The following is an 18,327-nucleotide window of genomic DNA, read 5'->3' on the forward strand; positions in this document are numbered from 1 at the left end:
GTTTATGCTCCTGAAAGATTATAAGAATCATCATGGGCTCTAACGGCACACCCCCGTAGCCTAAATGTTAGCACCCATAGAAAATGTAACCACTTGTTACGTTATATTTTCTGCCTCTAAATATATCTTGAGGCTCATCGCGTTTTCTAGTCACTTACAGAATTAAGTTTCAAAGTAATAGATAGATCACACGCAAAAATCGGTTTTGGAATGGATTACATGACAATATCTTATTGATTAATAAACAAATAACCTAAAGAGACATTAATTTTGTTGGGTGAATAAAATAGAGGTGTTTGTTATTTCGTGTAACAAAATTACATTTTTGGGTATTCACTCTATAAATTTCAACATTTTTAGTGAACACGACTCCAAAAACGTTTGCGCGTGACTTAGGGCACAAAAAAAAGGAGCTGCTGCTCCTTTTTTATCCGAGTTTCGTTTTCTATCTCAAAAAAAGATTTCGGTAGTTTTCGCTAGTTTTTTCACCAACTTTCGATAACGCGACACCTTTTAGCTGAGCTATATATGCAGCCACTTCGACCACATATGCAGGTTGGTTCTGTTTACCACGATGTGGCACCGGCGCCAAATAAGGAGAATCCGTCTCAATCAGCAACCTTTCAAGTGGCAATTGTTTCACTACTTCTTTGAGTTCCGTCGCTTGTCTGAACGTCACGATACCTGAAATCGAAATATAAAAACCAAGTTCCATTGCAGCCTGAGCAAATGCAAGATCTTCAGTAAAGCAATGAATCACTCCCCCGCACTTCTCTGCCCCACCATTGCGTAAAATATTCAGTGTATCTTCACGGGCATCGCGAGTATGAATGATTAATGGCTTATTAAGCGCAACGGCAAGTTCTACTTGCTGCTCAAAGCGTAATTGCTGTAAGTCTTTTGTCTCTGGCTTGTAGTGATAATCTAAGCCTGTTTCACCAATAGCCACCACGCGGTCATGGCTAGCGTAACGTCGTAGAACGTCCAGAGAGAAGTCGCTTTCAACATCTAATGGGTGAACACCGCATGACGCTGAAACGTTGCTGTACGGCTCAATCATTTCCATCATATTAGGAAATGCGTCAAGGGTTACCCCTACCGATAACAAGTGTGAGACGTTAGCGGCTTCGGCCTTAGCGACAACATCAGCAATCCCTTGATGTAGTTCTTGATAATCCAGTTTATCCAGATGGCAATGGGAATCTACAAACATGCTTCCTCGTTAAATTTATATAACCAATCTAGTATGAGAAGCTCACGGTTTAAGCCCGTGTGCTGAGTAATCTGCTCAATCAATGCGCCAAGGGCATCGGTTTGAGTATAGAGCACAGGGTAACTCACAGTGTTAACTAACGCAGCTGCGCCCGGCACTACAGAGTCTAACGTTAAGCCAAAGTGCTGTTTTTGCGCGTCAGTCATTAAATACCATAGCCAAGTTAACGCTTGTTCTGCATTGCTAGCGAGCTCTTTCGCCAACTTTATCGCGTCACCTTGCTGTTTCACCACGGTCAAAAACTGCTGCTCAATCGCCTGATATTGTTTCTGCTCACCCTGCTCAATAAACTGCAAGGTTTTCAGTGGCGCGTTACCGTTAATGTGCGCGGCATAACTTGGCACATTTTGCTGCGTTTCTTGCGCTAACCATTCTGCCACCTGTGATGCCTCAGGGGTCGCTAAATGCCACTGCTGACAACGGCTGGTGATCGTAGGCAACAATTGCGATGCTGAATGTGCGACCAACAAAAACAGACAGCTTGAAGAAGGCTCTTCCAGCGTTTTTAGCAGTGCATTCGCCGCAGATTCATTCATGGCATCTGCTGGCTCAATAATGAAAATACGGTAGCCAGAAAGCTGCGAAGACTCTTGTGCAAGGCGGTTACACTGACGAATCTGCTCAACCGTGATCGCTTTACCCTCTTTCTCAGGCTTAATCACATGAAAATCTGGGTGGTTGTCTGATTCCATTAACTGACAGCTATGGCAAAACCCACAAGGGTCAGCAGCATAGTTACTGCACATAACCGCGCGACCAAACTGCTCGACCAATTGCTCAGCACCTAAGCCCGGCTTTGCCACCAACAATGCCGCATTAGAAAAACGATCCGCTTCGAGATGCGTTTGCCACTGCTGCCACATAGAGGTTAGCCAAGGGTATAAGGTTGCCATTTATTGAGCATCCAACCAGTTATTAAGCGCTGCGGTAATATCAGCGGCAACCTTGTTTATCTCTTGCTCTGCATTGATGATCACAACAGAATCATCGCTCTGCGCGATCTCAAGGTAACGCTCGCGTGTGCGGTCAAAAAAGCTCATATCCATTTTTTCAATACGATCCAACTCACCGCGGCCACGAGCACGCTCAAGCCCGACTCGTGGATCAAGGTCGAGGTATAGCGTTAAGTCAGGCTTAAACTCACCAAGCGTAGTATCACGCAGTGACTGCATCGTTTCACGCGGGATCTGACGACCGCCGCCCTGATAAGCTTGTGAAGACATATCATGACGATCGCCAACCACCCAAGTCCCTTCCGCTAGGGTTGGTTTAATCACGTTCTCGACTAATTGCACTCGCGCAGCATACATCATCAAAAGCTCAGTCATATCTTGCAGGACTTCACCTTCATGCTCTTGCTTTACAAGACTGCGCAACTTTTCTGCCAGTAACGTTCCGCCCGGTTCGCGAGTATTCTTAATCGACTCAACACCCGCGGCTAGCAGTGCGTCTAAAACTGCTTGAATAGCGGTGCTCTTACCTGCGCCTTCAAGGCCTTCGATTACGATAAATTTTGCTTGCTTCATTTGTTACTTCTTAATTGTTTTAGGTAAGCACGTACTGCGCGGTTGTGTTCAGCCAGTGTTTTCGAGAAAACATGACCACCTTTACCACTAGCAACAAAGTAGAAGTACTTGCTGCTCTCAGGGTTGAGTGCGGCTTTAATCGATGCTTCACCAGCCATTGCAATAGGAGTTGGCGGCAAACCAAAAATCACATAGGTGTTGTAAGCGGTGCGAGTGCGCAAATCTTTCTTACGGATGTTACCGTCGTACTTATCGCCCATACCATAGATAACGGTTGGGTCGGTTTGCAGGCGCATGCCCTTGTTTAAGCGGTTCACAAACACTGACGCGACACGCTCTCTTTCAGACTCAACCGCCGTTTCTTTTTCAATGATAGACGCTAAGATCAAGGCTTCGTAAGGTGACTTCAGCGGCAGCTTATCTTGGCGACTTGCCCACGCTTCATCTAATACCGCTTGCAGCTTATCCGCCGAACGTTGGAGGATTTCTAAATCACTGTCACCGTAGGTGTAGTGGAAAGTCTCAGCAAGCAATAGGCCCTCTAATTTTTCGTGGCTGATTCCTAATGCTTTAGCGATTTCCGCTTCTGTCATTTGCAGAGTTTTGTGCTCCAAGTATGGCGCATTGGCGAGAATCTCACGCCACTCACTAAAGCGAGAGCCTTCAACGAAAGTTAGAGAGAACTGGTGTTCTTTACCTGTTTTAAACAACTGGAGCGCGGTCGTCAGCGTTAAATCTGGGGTAATTAAGTAAGTGCCCGCTTTCAACTGAGTTAACTCAGGGTGCAGACGACGTACTAATGGCATCATGTCGCTGCCATCGATCAATTCTTGCTGTTGGAGCTGGTTCAGAACGCTATGAAAGCTGCTGCCGGACTTAACCGTGAAAATTTGTTGTTCTGACAGCTTAAGAGGCTGAGATAAAAAAAGGTTAACTTGATTGGTTACATAATAAAAAGCGCCAGCTGCGATAGCGGCTACCAATACTAAAAACAGGGTGATCTTCTTAATCACGGTGACAACATCTCCTGAATACGTCTTGTCATTGTTCCAATTTCAAAGTGTTGCTGAGCGATTTTTGTTACAGGTACGACACCCATAATTGAATTGCACACCATCACTTCATCTGCCTGGATGAGATCATCCAAACAGTAATTTCCAATATGAGTTTTTACTTGTTCACGCTCGGCAAACTCAAGTACTTGTCGGCGAACCACACCAGCAACACCGGATGCGCTGAGATCTGGCGTATATAAGCTATCGCCTTTGCGCCAAAACAGGTTCGCCATAGTGGTTTCAATCACCTGCTGGTTGATATCCAATACCACACCATCGGCAAAGCCTTGTGACTCCACATCGGCCTTACACAATACTTGTTCCAAACGATTATTGTGTTTGTGTCCGGCTAATAATGGGTTAATCCCAAGTGCAAGATTACAAACGGCCAACTCTAAACCGTTTTGCTTTAGCTGTACGTAGTGCTCTGGGTAAGCAAAGTTGCTAATAGTAACATTAGGCGCACTCACTTGAGTAGGGCTATAGCCCCTTCCGCCTTCACCACGGCTAATATGCAGCTTTAAACCGGCCAATGGAGCATGTAATGCAGCCATTTCGAGCCAGTTCAAAACTTGTAACCAATCAGGATGAGGGATACGCAAAGCATCCAAGCAGGATTGCATGCGCTCTAAATGATACTGCCAAGCAACCAGTTTTCCATCAGCGGTGAGAATGGTGGTAAATCCGCCATCCCCATATTGAAATGAGCGATCAGAAACCGAAACTGTCTCGGTTGGTTGTCCATTTAACCAAATCACATCCTTTCCCTTTTGTTTAGATACAAAAACGGCTTAATGCCTGAACATTAAGCCGTTTTATCACAATTCTAACGAAGATTCTTGATTAAATCTTTTTGAAGACTAGAGAACCGTTCGTACCACCGAAGCCGAATGAGTTACAGATAGCGTATTCCATATCTACTTTCTTAGCAGTGTGTGGAACAAGGTCGATATCTAAACCTTCTTCTGGGTTATCAAGGTTAATCGTTGGTGGAACAATTTGATCTACCAATGACAATACCGTGATGATTGCTTCAACAGAACCTGCTGCACCTAATAGGTGACCAGTCATAGATTTAGTAGAAGAAACCTTAACTTGCTTAGCACCCTCTTCACCTAGAGCACGCTTAACACCTTTGATTTCTGCTACGTCACCCGCTGGAGTAGACGTACCGTGAGCATTTACATAACCGATTTGAGTACCAGTTACGCCTGCATCACGCATCGCTGCTTCCATCGCTAGTGCACCACCTGAACCGTCTTCACTTGGTGAAGTCATGTGGTAAGCGTCACCAGACATACCAAAGCCAACAAGCTCTGCGTAAATCTTAGCGCCACGTGCTTTCGCGTGTTCGTACTCTTCTAGAACCATGATGCCAGCACCGTCACCTAGAACGAAACCGTCACGGTCTTTGTCCCATGGACGAGAAGCTTTTTGAGGCTCATCGTTACGAGTAGAAAGCGCTTTAGCCGCACCAAAACCAGCCATACCTAGTGGTGTAGAAGCTTTCTCTGAACCACCTGCAACCATTGCATCAGCATCGCCGTATGCAATCATACGAGCCGCATGACCAATGTTGTGCAAACCAGTGGTACACGCTGTAGAAATAGCGATGTTTGGACCACGAAGTCCACGCATGATAGATAGGTTACCTGCAACCATGTTTACGATGGTTGATGGTACGAAGAACGGGCTAACTTTACGTGGGCCTTTCTCTACAAGTGCTGTGTGACCGTTTTCGATTAGGTCTAGGCCGCCGATACCAGAGCCAATTGCTACACCAACACGTGGAGCGTTTTCTTCGTTAATTTGTAAGCCAGAGTCATCTAGGGCTTGAATGCCCGCAGCGATACCGTATTGGATAAACAAATCCATTTTACGAGCATCTTTCTTAGACATGTACTCTGTGCAGTCAAAATCTTTGATTAGACCTGCAAAGCGAGTAGAGAAATTCTCTGCATCAAAGTGCTCGATATTCGAGATACCACTTTGACCAGCTAGCAGGGCTTTCCATGATGATTCTACAGTGTTGCCTACCGGTGACAACATACCCATGCCAGTGACAACAACACGACGCTTGGACACGACTTTATTCTCCGGGTTTGAAATGATTCTATGAGGATATAGAAGAGTTTAAAAAAGAACTCAGGCGGCCAGAAGGCCGCCTGGGGGGATATTACTGAGCGCTGTTTACGTAGTCGATAGCAGCTTGAACAGTAGTGATCTTCTCAGCTTCTTCGTCTGGAATCTCAGTGTCGAATTCTTCTTCTAGAGCCATTACTAGTTCAACAGTGTCTAGAGAATCAGCACCTAGATCATCAACGAAAGAAGCTTCGTTTTTAACTTCTGCTTCGTCTACACCTAGCTGTTCAACAATGATTTTCTTTACGCGTTCTTCGATGTTGCTCATTTTTTCTTTTCCTTTACAGATTTCGCCTAATGCGATGATTCCGTAGTTTATTAGAACTACTGAAAGTTGCAAGAGGGACCTTGCTGGTCAAACCACAATTTTAGCGATTTTAACCGAAATTCAATACATTTTTGACTTATATCATGCACAAATCTTGTGCACTTCAATAGCAAGTTTCACATAATTATAGCGAGTTGAGAACATATAAACTCGCTAAATCTGTTCAAACTCAGCTATTACACCATATACATGCCGCCATTAACATGCAAAGTTTCACCTGTGATGTATGCCGCTTCTGGCGATGCTAAAAATGCAACAGCAGATGCGATCTCACGAGGGTCACCTAAACGACCTGCAGGCACGTTCGCTAACGTTGCTGCACGTTGGTCGTCATTTAGCGCCTTAGTCATGTCAGTTTCGATAAAACCAGGTGCTACAGTGTTTACTGTTACGCCACGAGAAGCCACTTCACGAGCCATCGATTTAGTGAAACCGATCACACCTGCTTTTGCTGCTGCGTAGTTTGCTTGACCAGCGTTACCCATAGTACCTACAACAGAACCTACGTTGATGATACGACCAGCGCGTTTTTTCATCATGCCACGTAGAACCGCTTTCGACATACGGAAGATTGGCGTTAGGTTAGTATCAATGATGTCGTTCCACTCGTCATCTTTCATACGCATAAGTAGGTTATCGCGTGTGATACCAGCATTGTTCACTAGGATATCAATCGCACCAAACTCATCATTGATGGTTTTTAGCGTCGCTTCAATTGACGCAACATCTGTTACGTTAAGCGCTAGGCCTTTACCATTTTCACCAAGGTACTCGCTGATAGCTGCTGCACCATTGTCAGAAGTCGCTGTACCAATAACTGTCGCGCCGCGCTCAACAAGAAGCTCAGCGATTGCACGGCCAATACCGCGACTTGCGCCAGTTACTAGTGCAATTTTGCCTTCTAGATTCATCATTATTCTAGTTCCTTTCGATTACTTAGCTGCGTCTAGCGATGCAATATCGTTAACCGCTGCGCCGCTAAGAGTCTTAACGATTCGCTTAGTTAGACCAGTTAGAACTTTACCTGGACCTAATTCTAGTAGTTTTTCAACACCTTGCTCGCTCATTAGCTGAACGCTCTCAGTCCAACGAACTGGGCTATGTAGCTGGCGAACAAGTGCGTCTTTGATTTTCGCAGGATCAGTTTCAGCCGCCACATCAACGTTGTTGATTACTGGTAGCTGAGGTGCGTTAAATTCAATCTCTTCTAGTGCTACCGCTAGCTTCTCAGCCGCTGGTTTCATTAGTGCACAGTGAGATGGTACTGATACTGGTAGTGGCAGTGCACGTTTAGCACCTGCTTCTTTACATAGTGCGCCTGCGCGCTCTACTGCATCTTTACTACCTGCAATTACAACCTGACCCGGTGAGTTAAAGTTTACTGGAGAAACCACTTCACCTTGCGCTGCGTCTTCACATGCTTTAGCAATCGCTTCATCATCCAGACCGATGATCGCGTACATTGCGCCAGTACCCGCTGGTACCGCTTCTTGCATTAGCTGACCACGCAGTTCAACCAGTTTGATTGCTTGTTTGAAATCGATAACACCCGCACAAACAAGTGCTGAGTATTCACCTAGGCTGTGACCCGCTAGGTTTGCAGGCTGCTCAAGGCCAAGCTCTTGCCATACGCGCCAGATAGCAACAGATGAAGCGAGTAGTGCTGGCTGAGTACGGAAAGTTTGGTTTAGATCTTCTACAGGGCCATTTTGAACTAATGCCCATAGGTCATAACCTAGTACGTCAGACGCTTCTGCAAAAGTTTGTTTTACTACGTCATATTGTTCGCCAAGCTCAGCAAGCATACCTAGAGCTTGAGAACCTTGACCTGGAAATACGATAGCAAACTTGCTCATATTCTTTTCCTTAAAGCAAAGTAAGAAAGAAAAGATGCACCCAAAAGTGCATCTTAAATTGAATTCTTTATGGCTTAGAATTTCACTAAGGCAGAGCCCCAAGTGAAGCCACCACCAAACGCTTCAAGTAGAAGAGTTTGGCCACGTTTAATTCGACCATCACGTACTGCTTCATCAAGCGCAGTCGGTACTGTCGCTGCTGAAGTGTTACCGTGTTTATCCAAGGTAACTACGACTTGGTCTAATGACATCGAAAGCTTTTTCGCTGTCGCTGAAATAATGCGGTAGTTCGCTTGGTGCGGTACTAGCCAATCCAGCTCAGATTTGTGCATGTCGTTAGCAGCAAGTGTGTCTTTTACTAGCTTAGATAGCTGAGTGACTGCCACTTTAAATACTTCGTTGCCTGCCATGTGCAGCCATTTGTCAGCATCTTTACCACGCTCTGGGACTTCAAGGCTAAGTAGATCGCCAAACGCGCCGTCAGCATTAATGTGCGTAGACAGGATACCTGGCTCTTCGCTTGCACCTACTACTACAGCACCTGCGCCATCACCAAATAGGATGATGGTTGAACGGTCTGTAGGATCGCAAGTCTTCGACAATGCATCGGCACCAATCACAAGCACGTTTTTGCACATGCCCGTTTTGATATGTTGATCGGCAACAGAGAGCGCGTAAACAAAACCTGAACATGCTGCTGCTAAGTCAAATGCTGGGCAACCTTTAATGCCAAGCATACCTTGCACCTGACACGCAGATGATGGGAATGTATGGCTACCGCTGGTGGTCGCAACGATGATCAAGTCGATATCGTTCTTATCAATGCCCGCCATGTCGATAGCGTTTACCGCAGCGTGGTAACCCATATCTGCCACGGTTTCGTTTTCAGCAGCGATGCGGCGTTCTTTAATACCTGTACGAGTGACAATCCACTCGTCAGTTGTATCTACCATTTTCTCTAGATCTGCGTTTGAACGCACCTGAGATGGCAGGTAGCTGCCAGTACCTAAAATTTTGCTATACATGAAGACTAATAATGCCTCTCGAGTAAAACCGCTTCCAAACGATCGCTAATACGGCTTGGTACTTGTCGTTTGACCTCGTGCAGAGCTTCGCCAATGGCATTAACGACCGCTTCTACATCAGCACTTCCGTGGCTTTTTATCACAATGCCGCGCAATCCTAGCAAACTTGCGCCGTTATACTGGTCGGGGTTCAATGTTTTTAGTTCATTAAATAACCCAGAAAAGATTTTTCTTGCAATCCAACCCTTTATAGATGAGGCCATCATGTAGTTTTTCAACTTATCTATAAAAAGCTGGGCTGTTCCTTCGCATGTTTTTAAGCAAACATTGCCAACGAAACCATCACACACTACGACATCTGCCGCATCATGCAATAGCTGATTACCTTCAATATAGCCGACAAAGTTAACGGATTGGGTCTGTGATAGCATCTCTGCGCAGCGCTTGACAAGATCATTACCTTTTATTTCTTCAGCGCCGATATTCAAAATCGCCACACGTGGTGGACGATCGAGATACTGCTCAGCTAATGCGCTTCCCATTACAGCAAACTGGAATAAAGAATCCGCATCGCTTGATACGTTTGCCCCTAAATCCAACATCCAAGTACGGTTGCCAGATGCAGTAGGTAATGCCGAAATCAGAGCAGGACGCTCAATACCCGGTAACAACTTAAGTCGAAAACGCGACAAAGCCATCAATGCACCGGTATTACCGCCGCTGACGCAAGCATCGGCTTTTCCTTCGGAAACGAGTTCAATCGCGCAGCCCATCGAGCTGTCGTGGCCATTGCGTAATGCGAGGGAAGGTTTTTCTGAGTTTGAGATCACTCGGTCACAGTGTTGAATGCTCAGCCGAGCATCTGGCTGGTAACCAAGGGAGGATAGTTGAGTGGTAATCGAAGTCCGATCACCTAATAAGATCACTTTTAGCTCTGGGAAATGCGACAGTGCCTGCACGGCGGCAGGCACTGTTACGCGAGGACCGAAGTCTCCGCCCATTGCATCAAGTGCAACGGTTATATTTTGCAAAGGTCAACCTTACTTGTTGATAACCTTCTTGCCGCGGTAGTAACCTTCAGCTGTCATGTTGTGACGTAGGTGAGTTTCACCTGAAGTCGCATCAACAGATAGTGCAGCTGTAGTTAGGGCATCGTGTGAACGACGCATACCACGCTTAGAACGTGTTTTACGGTTTTTCTGTACGGCCATGGACCCTACTCCTATGTAAATACTTAAAGAATTACTTCTTCAAGCTTTTTAAAACATCGAATGGATTCGGTTTTTCTTCCACAATTTCTTCTGGAATCTCACCAAACACCATATTATCTGAATCAACGCTACAGTCCGCTTCATCATGCATCGCTATTTGAGGCAAGTTTAGAATGAACTCGTCTTCAACTAACTGTATTAGGTCGACTTCACCGTACTCGTTCAGATCTACCAAATCGTACTCTTCCGGTGCGTCCTCTTCACTTTTCTCACTATAGTAAGGAGTATAAGTGAATTGAACTTCGCACTCATGTGCGAAAACCTCATTACAGCGTTGACACTCTAAATCAACTTCGATGTTAGCTTTACCAGAGATAACAACGAGTCGCTGTTCATCTAACTCAAATGACAATGACACTTGAGCGTCGCGTTGAACGCCTTCGACCGATTCCAATAAGCGCTTAAAAAGACTGACCTGAATGATACCATCATAATCAAGTCGCTTTTGAGCAGCTCGTGCCGGATCAACCGTTCGCGGTATTTTTACCTTTTGCATAGGGCGCGAATTCTATCTTCCAAATTGTTTAGAGTCAAAGGAAAAGGGCAAAAAGTTGTACTTTTTTTGCTTCTCACATACTTAATACTTCTAGTGCTAAGATATCCACTTACAAGCGAAATTATCCCAATCACTATTCAAGATCAGATTGTAAATAAAAATGCCAAATTACCAACTAGTTTTAGCCTCTACATCACCATATCGAAAACAGCTGCTCAATAAACTAGCAATCTCGTTTGAGACTGCTTCACCTAACTTTGACGAAACCGCCCTTTCCAGTGAGACGCCAATCGATTTGGTTAAACGACTAGCCATAGGTAAAGCGCAGTCTTGCTTAGTAGATAAACCAAGCGTGGTGATAGGCAGTGACCAAGTGTGTGTCATTGATGGCGAAATCATCGGTAAACCGCACACCAGAGAGAAAGCCATTGAACAGCTTAGCCGCCAAAGTGGTCACGCCATTACTTTTTATACCGGTCTAGCGCTATATAACACTGAGACCCAGCAAACCGACGTCACAGTGGATACCTTTATCGTTCATTTCAGAGAGCTTAGCCAATCGCAGATCGAAAGCTACGTCGATAAAGAGCAGCCTTTTTATTGCGCGGGGAGCTTTAAAAGTGAAGGATTGGGTATTGCCCTATTTGATCGTTTAGAAGGAAAAGACCCAAACACCTTAGTTGGTCTGCCCTTGATAGATTTAATCGACATGCTTGCTAAACAAGGCATTGACGTTCTTTAGCCGCAAAGATCACAAAAGGGAGCCATTGCTCCCTTTCTCTTAATCTGCGATTAAGCAATCAAGACTGCTTACGCAAGCCTGCGAGCGCTTTTTCCAGTCTAGGCTCCATCGGCGCGTTAATTTCCATCCACTCATCATTTGAAGGGTGTTGGAACTTAATATTCGCCGCATGCAAGAACAAGCGGTCTAACCCTACTTTGCCGGTATAAGCATCAAAGCGGCGATCACCATAACGGTCATCCCATGCAATAGGATGGCCTGTGTACTGACAATGGACGCGGATTTGGTGAGTGCGCCCAGTAATCGGACTGGCTTGAACCAAAGTTGCATCCTTAAACTTCTCAAGGATCTTATAGCGAGTTTCCGATGGCTTACCATTTGGATTAACACGCACAATGCTGTTTACTTCGTTTTTAAGTAGCGGCGCGTTAACTTTTTTACAGCTGTTCTTCCACTCGCCCATCACTAGTGCGAAATAGAATTTTTTGACTGTCTTCTCACGGAACTGCGCTTGCAAATGACGCAATGCCGAGCGCTTCTTAGCCACAAGCAAAATGCCTGAAGTGTCACGGTCAATACGATGCACTAACTCTAAGAAACGAGCTTCCGGTCGCAAAGCGCGTAACGCTTCTATTGCACCAAACTTAAGGCCGCTGCCACCATGTACCGCCGTCCCCGAAGGCTTGTTCAGAATCAACATATGCTCATCTTCGTGGATGATCATGTGTTCTAGCTCTGCCACCTTGTTTAACTTAGTACTTGGCGCAGTTTCTTCTGGTTTTTCTTCCAGCGTGACAGGTGGAATACGCACAACGTCGCCCGCTTGAAGTTTATATTCCGCTTTGATGCGTTTTTTGTTTACCCGAACCTCTCCCTTACGCAAGATACGATAAACCATGCTCTTTGGGATACTTTTCAATTGGTTGCGTAAGAAGTTATCAATACGCTGGCCAGCCATGTCTGCATCAATATCGACAAACTGGACTTTCGTTCTAATTTCACTCATGGCGATATTCTATCACTCTACTCTGCGCAAATTCACATTTTCTTCGCAATTAATCGGGAGTTTACTTAATTTCAGTTGAACTACGAACAAAAAACAGCCAAGCCAATTATAAATATCATGTTAACTTTTCTCACTGCCTTTAAAAACAATCACTTGCTAAAAATAGTTTTGGATTATTTAGCGTTTTATTATAAAGCAGATTGCTGACTGAACTGGGTACTGCTATAGTTCACACCTGCAATGGATGATTTGAATGAGTTTTGTACTAAGCGAATCATTTAAGAGCAAAAATTAATGAGTAGACCGTTGATTGATAGGAAGCGCAGCACACGGCGTAAGACCTTTCCCACTCTCAACACACTTGTTGCCCTACTCATCGCCCTTCATGTTGAGTAAATATCCGCCGACATTGCGGCTCACAAGCAGAAATCGACTTGTGAGAACTGGAGTGCCCACGAGCATCCCTCCAGCCGGGAGGCTGCACCGATTAAACCATGGGATCAGGCACCGTGAATGCGAAAACAAGGCAACAAGCGACAAAACAAAAGAATGACAACGAGATTTTTAAATGAAAAGAATGCTAATCAACGCAACTCAAAAAGAAGAGTTGCGCGTTGCTTTAGTAGACGGCCAACGCCTATTCGATCTTGATATCGAAAGCCCAGGCCACGAATCTAAAAAAGCAAACATCTACAAAGGACGTATCACTCGCATAGAACCAAGCCTAGAAGCGGCTTTCGTTGACTATGGTGCAGAACGACACGGTTTCCTCCCTCTTAAAGAAATTGCCCGCGAATACTTCCCTGAAGGTTACACCTACCAAGGCCGTCCAAGCATTAAAGAAGTGCTGACTGAAGGCCAAGAAGTAATCGTACAAGTAGAGAAAGAAGAACGTGGTAGCAAGGGCGCAGCTCTAACTACTTTCATTTCTCTTGCGGGTAGCTACCTAGTTCTTATGCCTAATAACCCTCGTGCTGGCGGTATCTCTCGCCGTATCGAAGGTGACGAGCGTACACAACTAAAAGCAGCACTAAGCACCCTAGAACTACCGCAAGGTATGGGTCTTATTGTTCGTACAGCTGGTGTAGGCAAAAGCGCAGAAGAACTTGAGTGGGACTTAAACGTATTGCTAAACCACTGGGGTGCAATCAAGCAAGCATCTGATGCAAACCCAGCGCCTTTCCTAATCCACCAAGAAAGTAACGTAATTGTTCGCGCAATCCGCGACTACTTGCGCCGCGACATTGGTGAGATTCTGATCGACAGCAACACGATTTACGACCGTGCTCTTGAGCATATCCGTTTGGTACGCCCAGATTTCGAAAACCGTGTTAAGAAATACGACGGCGACGTTCCACTATTCAGCCACTACCAAATCGAAAGCCAGATCGAATCTGCTTTCCAACGCGAAGTGCGCCTGCCATCTGGTGGTTCAATCGTTATCGATCCAACTGAAGCACTTACGTCTATCGATATCAACTCAGCTCGCGCAACCAAAGGCGGCGATATCGAAGAAACAGCACTCAACACCAACCTAGAAGCGGCAGATGAAATTGCACGTCAATTGCGTCTACGTGACTTAGGTGGTCTAGTGGTTATCGACTTCATCGATATGACGCCAGTGCGTCACCAACGTGAAGTAGAAAACCGTCTACGTGATGCGGTTCGTATGGACCGTGCTCGTGTTCAGATCGGCCGTATTTCTCGCTTTGGCTTATTAGAGATGTCGCGTCAGCGCCTAAGCCCATCTCTGGCTGAAGCAAGCCACCACATTTGTCCACGCTGTACTGGTACTGGTGTTGTTCGTGATAACGAATCACTCGCGCTTTCTGTACTGCGTCTAATCGAAGAAGAAGCACTTAAAGACAATACAGCACAAGTATTAGCTGTTGTGCCTGTGCCAATCGCTTCGTACCTACTGAACGAAAAACGTCGCTCAGTAAACCACATCGAACGTAACCAAGAAGTGAAGATTACGGTTGTTCCTAACTCTGAAATGGAAACTCCGCACTTCGACGTAATTCGCGTTCGTGAAGGTGAAGAATTTGACCTGCTTTCATACCTACTTCCTAAGAAACTGGAAGCAATGAAAGAAGCAGAAAGCAAAGAAGCACCTGAAGCTGAAGTTAAAGTTAAGAAGATTGAAGAGCCAGCACTAAAAGGCTTTGCTTCTCCTGCTCAATCAGCTCCTGCACCGGTTAAGAAAGCGCAACCAGCGCCGAAAGCGAAAGCTGAAAAACCAGCAGAGAAACAAGAGCAAGATGGCATTGTTAGCCGCTTCTTCAAAGCTCTTGGTAGCTTCCTATTTGGTAAATCTGAAGAGAAAACTGAAGAAAAACCAGAAGAGAAGCAGCCACGCGAGAAGTCTAACCGTAACAACAATCGTAATCGTCGCAATAACCGCAACGACCGCAACCGTCGCAACAACCGCGATGGCAACCGCAACGATCGTAACGGTAACCGCGAAGATAGCCGTGATAACCGCGACAACAACCGTGATGATAAGCGTGATAACAAACGCAAGAATCAACGTGATGAAGCGGGTGACAACAAGCAAACTGAGCGCAAGCAGAACCGTAAACCTAAGCAAGACCGTCGCAACAAACGTGATGACGTAAAAGCAAGTAAGGTTGAAGAAGAAGGCTTGAAACTGGCTGCTGATGCACAAGGCGAACAAACCGATACTCGCGCTGAAGAAAAAACAGCAAAAGTAAAAGAACGTCGCCAACGTCGTAAGCTTTCGAAGCAAGTTCGCGTTAAAGACCAACAAGCAAAAGCAGACAAAGCTGAGCAAGTGGAAGAAAAACCACAAGCACAAGTTGAAGAAGCCGTAACTAACGAGCAAAACCAAGCTCAAAACACGCAAGACAATGGTGCTCAAGAGAACGGCAAACAACGTCGTAATCGTCGCTCACCTCGTCACCTGCGTGCAAGTGGTCAACGTCGTCGCCGTGGTCGTGATCGTCGCCCTAACCCATTCCGCCTACGCAAAGGTGGTGTAGCCTCTCCAGAGATGGCAATGGGTAAAGTAATGCCGCGTTACGATCTACCAAAACCTGTGCAAAAACCTAAGCGCAATGACAACAAAGCTGCAGAAGTAGCAACAGTTGCAACGCTAGGCGGCTTTGCTTGCCCTGAAATGGCAATGGGTAAAGTCATTATCCGTCGCGAAGAGCCAGTGGTAAGCCAACCTCAAGTTGCACCGGTAGTTGAAGCTGAAGTTAAAGTCGTTGAGCCAGTTGTTGAAACTCCAGTAGTTGACGCACCAATGGTTGAAACAGTAGCTGCAGAAGCTCCGGTAGTAGAGACGCCAGTAGCACCAGCTGTTGAAACTCCAGTAGCTGAACAACCGGCAGCAGAAGTTGAAACTGCGGTTGAAGAGAAGCCAGTAGTGGCTAAAGCCAAGCCAGCGGCAACGATTAAATCTCAAGCGAGTGCACCAATGGCGAAAGCCCCTGGCCCACAAGAGCTAAAAGAGATCACAGTTAATGCAGCACCTATTCGTAGCGAACGTTACGTAGGTAAAGGTGCAGGTAGCCAAGTGGCAACAAGCCAAGCTGGCTCAGGCATGACGAAACCGCAGGGTTACTAAGTCAAGCTAACACCTCATCAGTGAGTAAAAGGCCGCTAGAAATAGCGGCCTTTTTGTATTTCTCTCACCTGTTCATACGGGATTAATATTGGTTAACTTCTGGTTCATTCTTGAACTTAATCACACTTTTCGGTAGCATGCGCCGATTCGATCTGAATTACTGACTTTAGTCACTCTGCTCTTTTGAACCAAATACATTAATTAGATGTTCATAAATTTGCGCAGGAAAAATCACTTAGAACAAAGCAAAGATTGCCGCTAGCTAGTTATTCTACCTACAAGATCTTTAACGCCGTTATAAGTTGTTTTAACCAGCTAGAATGAATAGATAACTGATGAACTTGGTGTTACATCTCATTTTTGCTTCAGTGCCGACAAAAGCCAAATTCAGAATAGTTGTAAACACTTAGCCTAACTGAGCAAACATGTTTGAATTCCCACAATTTTCTAAGCACTCTGTAAAAAACGATGTGTTATCAGGTCTAACCGTTGCGTTAGCATTGGTACCTGAAGCCGTTGCATTCGCATTTGTTGCTGGCGTTGACCCTATGGTTGGTCTTTACGCAGCATTCATTGTCGGCCTAATCACTTCTATCTTTGGTGGTCGCCCAGGTATGATCTCTGGCGCAACTGGCGCAATGGCGGTTGTAATGGTTAGCCTTGTGGCTACTCATGGTGTGCAATACCTCTTTGCCGCTATCTTATTAGCCGGTGTGCTGCAGATTGCTGCGGGTATCTTCAAGCTAGGTAAATTCATTCGCATGGTTCCACACCCAGTTATGATTGGTTTCGTGAACGGTTTAGCGATTGTGATTTTCCTTGCTCAGCTTGGTCAATTTAAAGCACCAGATCTAAGTGGTGCACTCACTTGGCTACCTAGCGATCAAATGATGTTGATGCTTGGCCTTGTGGCGCTGACTATGGCGATCATCCACTTCCTACCAAAGCTAACGACCGCAGTACCCTCTTCTTTGGTGGCGATTGTAACGGTAACCGCTCTGGTTGTAGGTTTAGACCTTGAAACTCGCACAGTAGTAGACTTCCTACGTACTATGTCTGGTGACGAAGCAGCAACACTGGCTGGTACACTGCCAACATTCTCTATTCCTGCTGTACCATTTACGTTAGAAACACTGCAAATCATCCTACCTTACGCAATTATCCTTGCGGCTATCGGTCTTATTGAGTCTCTACTGACATTGACTGTACTGGATGAGATGACAAACACTCGTGGTCAATCTAACCGTGAATGTGTTGGTCAGGGCCTTGCGAACGTAACATGTTCAGTATTTGGCGCGATGGGCGGCTGTGCGATGATTGGTCAATCAATGATCAACGTAAACTCTGGTGGCCGTGGTCGTCTGTCAGGTATCGTTGCAGCAGTAATGCTACTTTGCTTTATCCTGTTTGCTTCTTCTCTGATTGAGATGATCCCACTTGCTGCACTTGTTGGTGTAATGTTCATGGTGGTAATTGGTACATTCGAATGGGCAACATTCAAACTTGCTCGCCGTGTACCAAAACAAGATTTCTTCGTTATTGTACTCGTAACTGTTGTTACTGTATTGACTGACCTTGCGGTAGCGGTTGCGGTGGGTGTGATCGTTTCTGCACTTATGTTTGCTTGGCAACACGCGAAGCACATCTACGCTTCAAGCAAGATCAACGAAGATGGCTCTAAGGTATATCACGTTCATGGTCCTATCTTCTTTGGTAGCGCGGCTAACTTCCTAGAGTTATTCAACGCACAAAACGATCCGAAAGATGTGATTGTCGACTTCGCTGATTCACGCGTGACTGACCACTCTGCAATTGAAGCGATTGAAACTCTAGCAGAACGTTATGCAGCAGTAGGTAAAACGCTGCACCTGCGTCACCTAAGCCAAGATTGTCGTGCTCTACTTCATAAAGCAGGCAGCTTAGTTGAAATTAACGTGAAAGAAGATCCAAGCTACAAAGTAGCGACGGACGTACTTGCTGGTTAATTGAATTTTGTATGTAAAAGGGCTTCCACT

17 protein-coding genes are annotated in these 18,327 nt (G+C 45.6%); 3 read left to right on the forward strand and 14 right to left on the reverse strand.

The features are described 5' to 3' along the window. Positions 1–445: 445 nt before the first annotated feature. The 13 genes from MU515_RS05395 to yceD form a co-directional block, all read right to left on the reverse strand. Positions 446–1,213 carry a TatD family hydrolase gene (locus MU515_RS05395; RefSeq protein ID WP_260259354.1) on the reverse strand — a complete coding sequence of 256 codons (768 nt, stop codon included), beginning with the start codon at positions 1,211–1,213 and terminating at the stop codon, positions 446–448. Next, complete coding sequence (locus MU515_RS05400; protein ID WP_260259355.1) at positions 1,204–2,166, reverse strand: DNA polymerase III subunit delta'; 963 nt, start codon at positions 2,164–2,166, stop codon at positions 1,204–1,206. Before MU515_RS05400 ends, MU515_RS05395 begins: the two co-directional genes overlap by 10 nt. Beyond that, positions 2,167–2,799 carry a dTMP kinase gene (gene tmk / locus MU515_RS05405; protein WP_260259356.1) on the reverse strand — a complete coding sequence of 211 codons (633 nt, stop codon included), beginning with the start codon at positions 2,797–2,799 and terminating at the stop codon, positions 2,167–2,169. Then, positions 2,796–3,812: an endolytic transglycosylase MltG gene (gene mltG / locus MU515_RS05410; RefSeq protein WP_260259357.1), complete on the reverse strand. Its 1,017-nt coding sequence runs from the start codon at positions 3,810–3,812 to the stop codon at positions 2,796–2,798. The genes tmk and mltG overlap by 4 nt, the downstream gene beginning before the upstream one ends. After that, positions 3,809–4,612, reverse strand: coding sequence for an aminodeoxychorismate lyase (gene pabC / locus MU515_RS05415; RefSeq protein ID WP_260259358.1), 804 nt, complete (start codon positions 4,610–4,612; stop codon positions 3,809–3,811). Before pabC ends, mltG begins: the two co-directional genes overlap by 4 nt. 85 nt (positions 4,613–4,697) lie before the next feature. Beyond that, on the reverse strand, positions 4,698–5,939 hold the full coding sequence (gene fabF / locus MU515_RS05420) for a beta-ketoacyl-ACP synthase II (protein WP_260259359.1): 1,242 nt from the start codon (positions 5,937–5,939) through the stop codon (positions 4,698–4,700). A gap of 91 nt (positions 5,940–6,030) precedes the next feature. Beyond that, positions 6,031–6,264 (reverse strand): acyl carrier protein, encoded by a 234-nt coding sequence (gene acpP, locus MU515_RS05425; RefSeq protein ID WP_004406112.1) that lies wholly within the window; start codon positions 6,262–6,264, stop codon positions 6,031–6,033. 236 nt (positions 6,265–6,500) lie between these two features. After that, positions 6,501–7,235: a 3-oxoacyl-ACP reductase FabG gene (gene fabG, locus MU515_RS05430; RefSeq protein WP_260259609.1), complete on the reverse strand. Its 735-nt coding sequence runs from the start codon at positions 7,233–7,235 to the stop codon at positions 6,501–6,503. Positions 7,236–7,256: 21 nt separating this feature from the next. Next, positions 7,257–8,180: an ACP S-malonyltransferase gene (gene fabD, locus MU515_RS05435; protein ID WP_260259360.1), complete on the reverse strand. Its 924-nt coding sequence runs from the start codon at positions 8,178–8,180 to the stop codon at positions 7,257–7,259. A 74-nt stretch (positions 8,181–8,254) separates the two neighbouring features. Continuing rightward, entirely contained in the window at positions 8,255–9,205 is a 951-nt protein-coding gene (locus MU515_RS05440; RefSeq protein ID WP_260259361.1) for a beta-ketoacyl-ACP synthase III, read from the reverse strand. Positions 9,206–9,210: 5 nt separating this feature from the next. After that, positions 9,211–10,236, reverse strand: coding sequence for a phosphate acyltransferase PlsX (gene plsX / locus MU515_RS05445; protein WP_260259362.1), 1,026 nt, complete (start codon positions 10,234–10,236; stop codon positions 9,211–9,213). A gap of 9 nt (positions 10,237–10,245) precedes the next feature. Next, on the reverse strand, positions 10,246–10,416 hold the full coding sequence (gene rpmF, locus MU515_RS05450; RefSeq protein WP_260259363.1) for a 50S ribosomal protein L32: 171 nt from the start codon (positions 10,414–10,416) through the stop codon (positions 10,246–10,248). 31 nt (positions 10,417–10,447) lie between these two features. Continuing rightward, complete coding sequence (gene yceD, locus MU515_RS05455) at positions 10,448–10,972, reverse strand: 23S rRNA accumulation protein YceD (RefSeq protein WP_260259364.1); 525 nt, start codon at positions 10,970–10,972, stop codon at positions 10,448–10,450. A gap of 160 nt (positions 10,973–11,132) precedes the next feature. Between yceD and MU515_RS05460 the strand changes: the two genes are divergently transcribed. Then, entirely contained in the window at positions 11,133–11,714 is a 582-nt protein-coding gene (locus MU515_RS05460; RefSeq protein ID WP_260259365.1) for a Maf family protein, read from the forward strand. A gap of 58 nt (positions 11,715–11,772) precedes the next feature. Here MU515_RS05460 and rluC read toward each other — a convergent pair whose 3' ends face one another. Continuing rightward, positions 11,773–12,720 carry a 23S rRNA pseudouridine(955/2504/2580) synthase RluC gene (gene rluC, locus MU515_RS05465; protein WP_260259366.1) on the reverse strand — a complete coding sequence of 316 codons (948 nt, stop codon included), beginning with the start codon at positions 12,718–12,720 and terminating at the stop codon, positions 11,773–11,775. A gap of 568 nt (positions 12,721–13,288) precedes the next feature. Between rluC and rne the strand changes: the two genes are divergently transcribed. Together rne and MU515_RS05475 are read left to right on the forward strand one after the other, a co-directional pair. Then, a complete protein-coding gene (gene rne / locus MU515_RS05470) occupies positions 13,289–16,312 on the forward strand; it encodes a ribonuclease E (protein WP_260259367.1) in 3,024 nt (1,007 codons plus the stop codon). A gap of 425 nt (positions 16,313–16,737) precedes the next feature. Continuing rightward, a complete protein-coding gene (locus MU515_RS05475; RefSeq protein WP_260259368.1) occupies positions 16,738–18,297 on the forward strand; it encodes a SulP family inorganic anion transporter in 1,560 nt (519 codons plus the stop codon). The last annotated feature ends 30 nt before the right edge of the window (positions 18,298–18,327 follow it).

Origin of the sequence: Vibrio intestinalis (assembly GCF_025195085.2) — a bacterium.
GTDB classification, from domain to species: Bacteria; Pseudomonadota; Gammaproteobacteria; order Enterobacterales; family Vibrionaceae; genus Vibrio; species Vibrio intestinalis.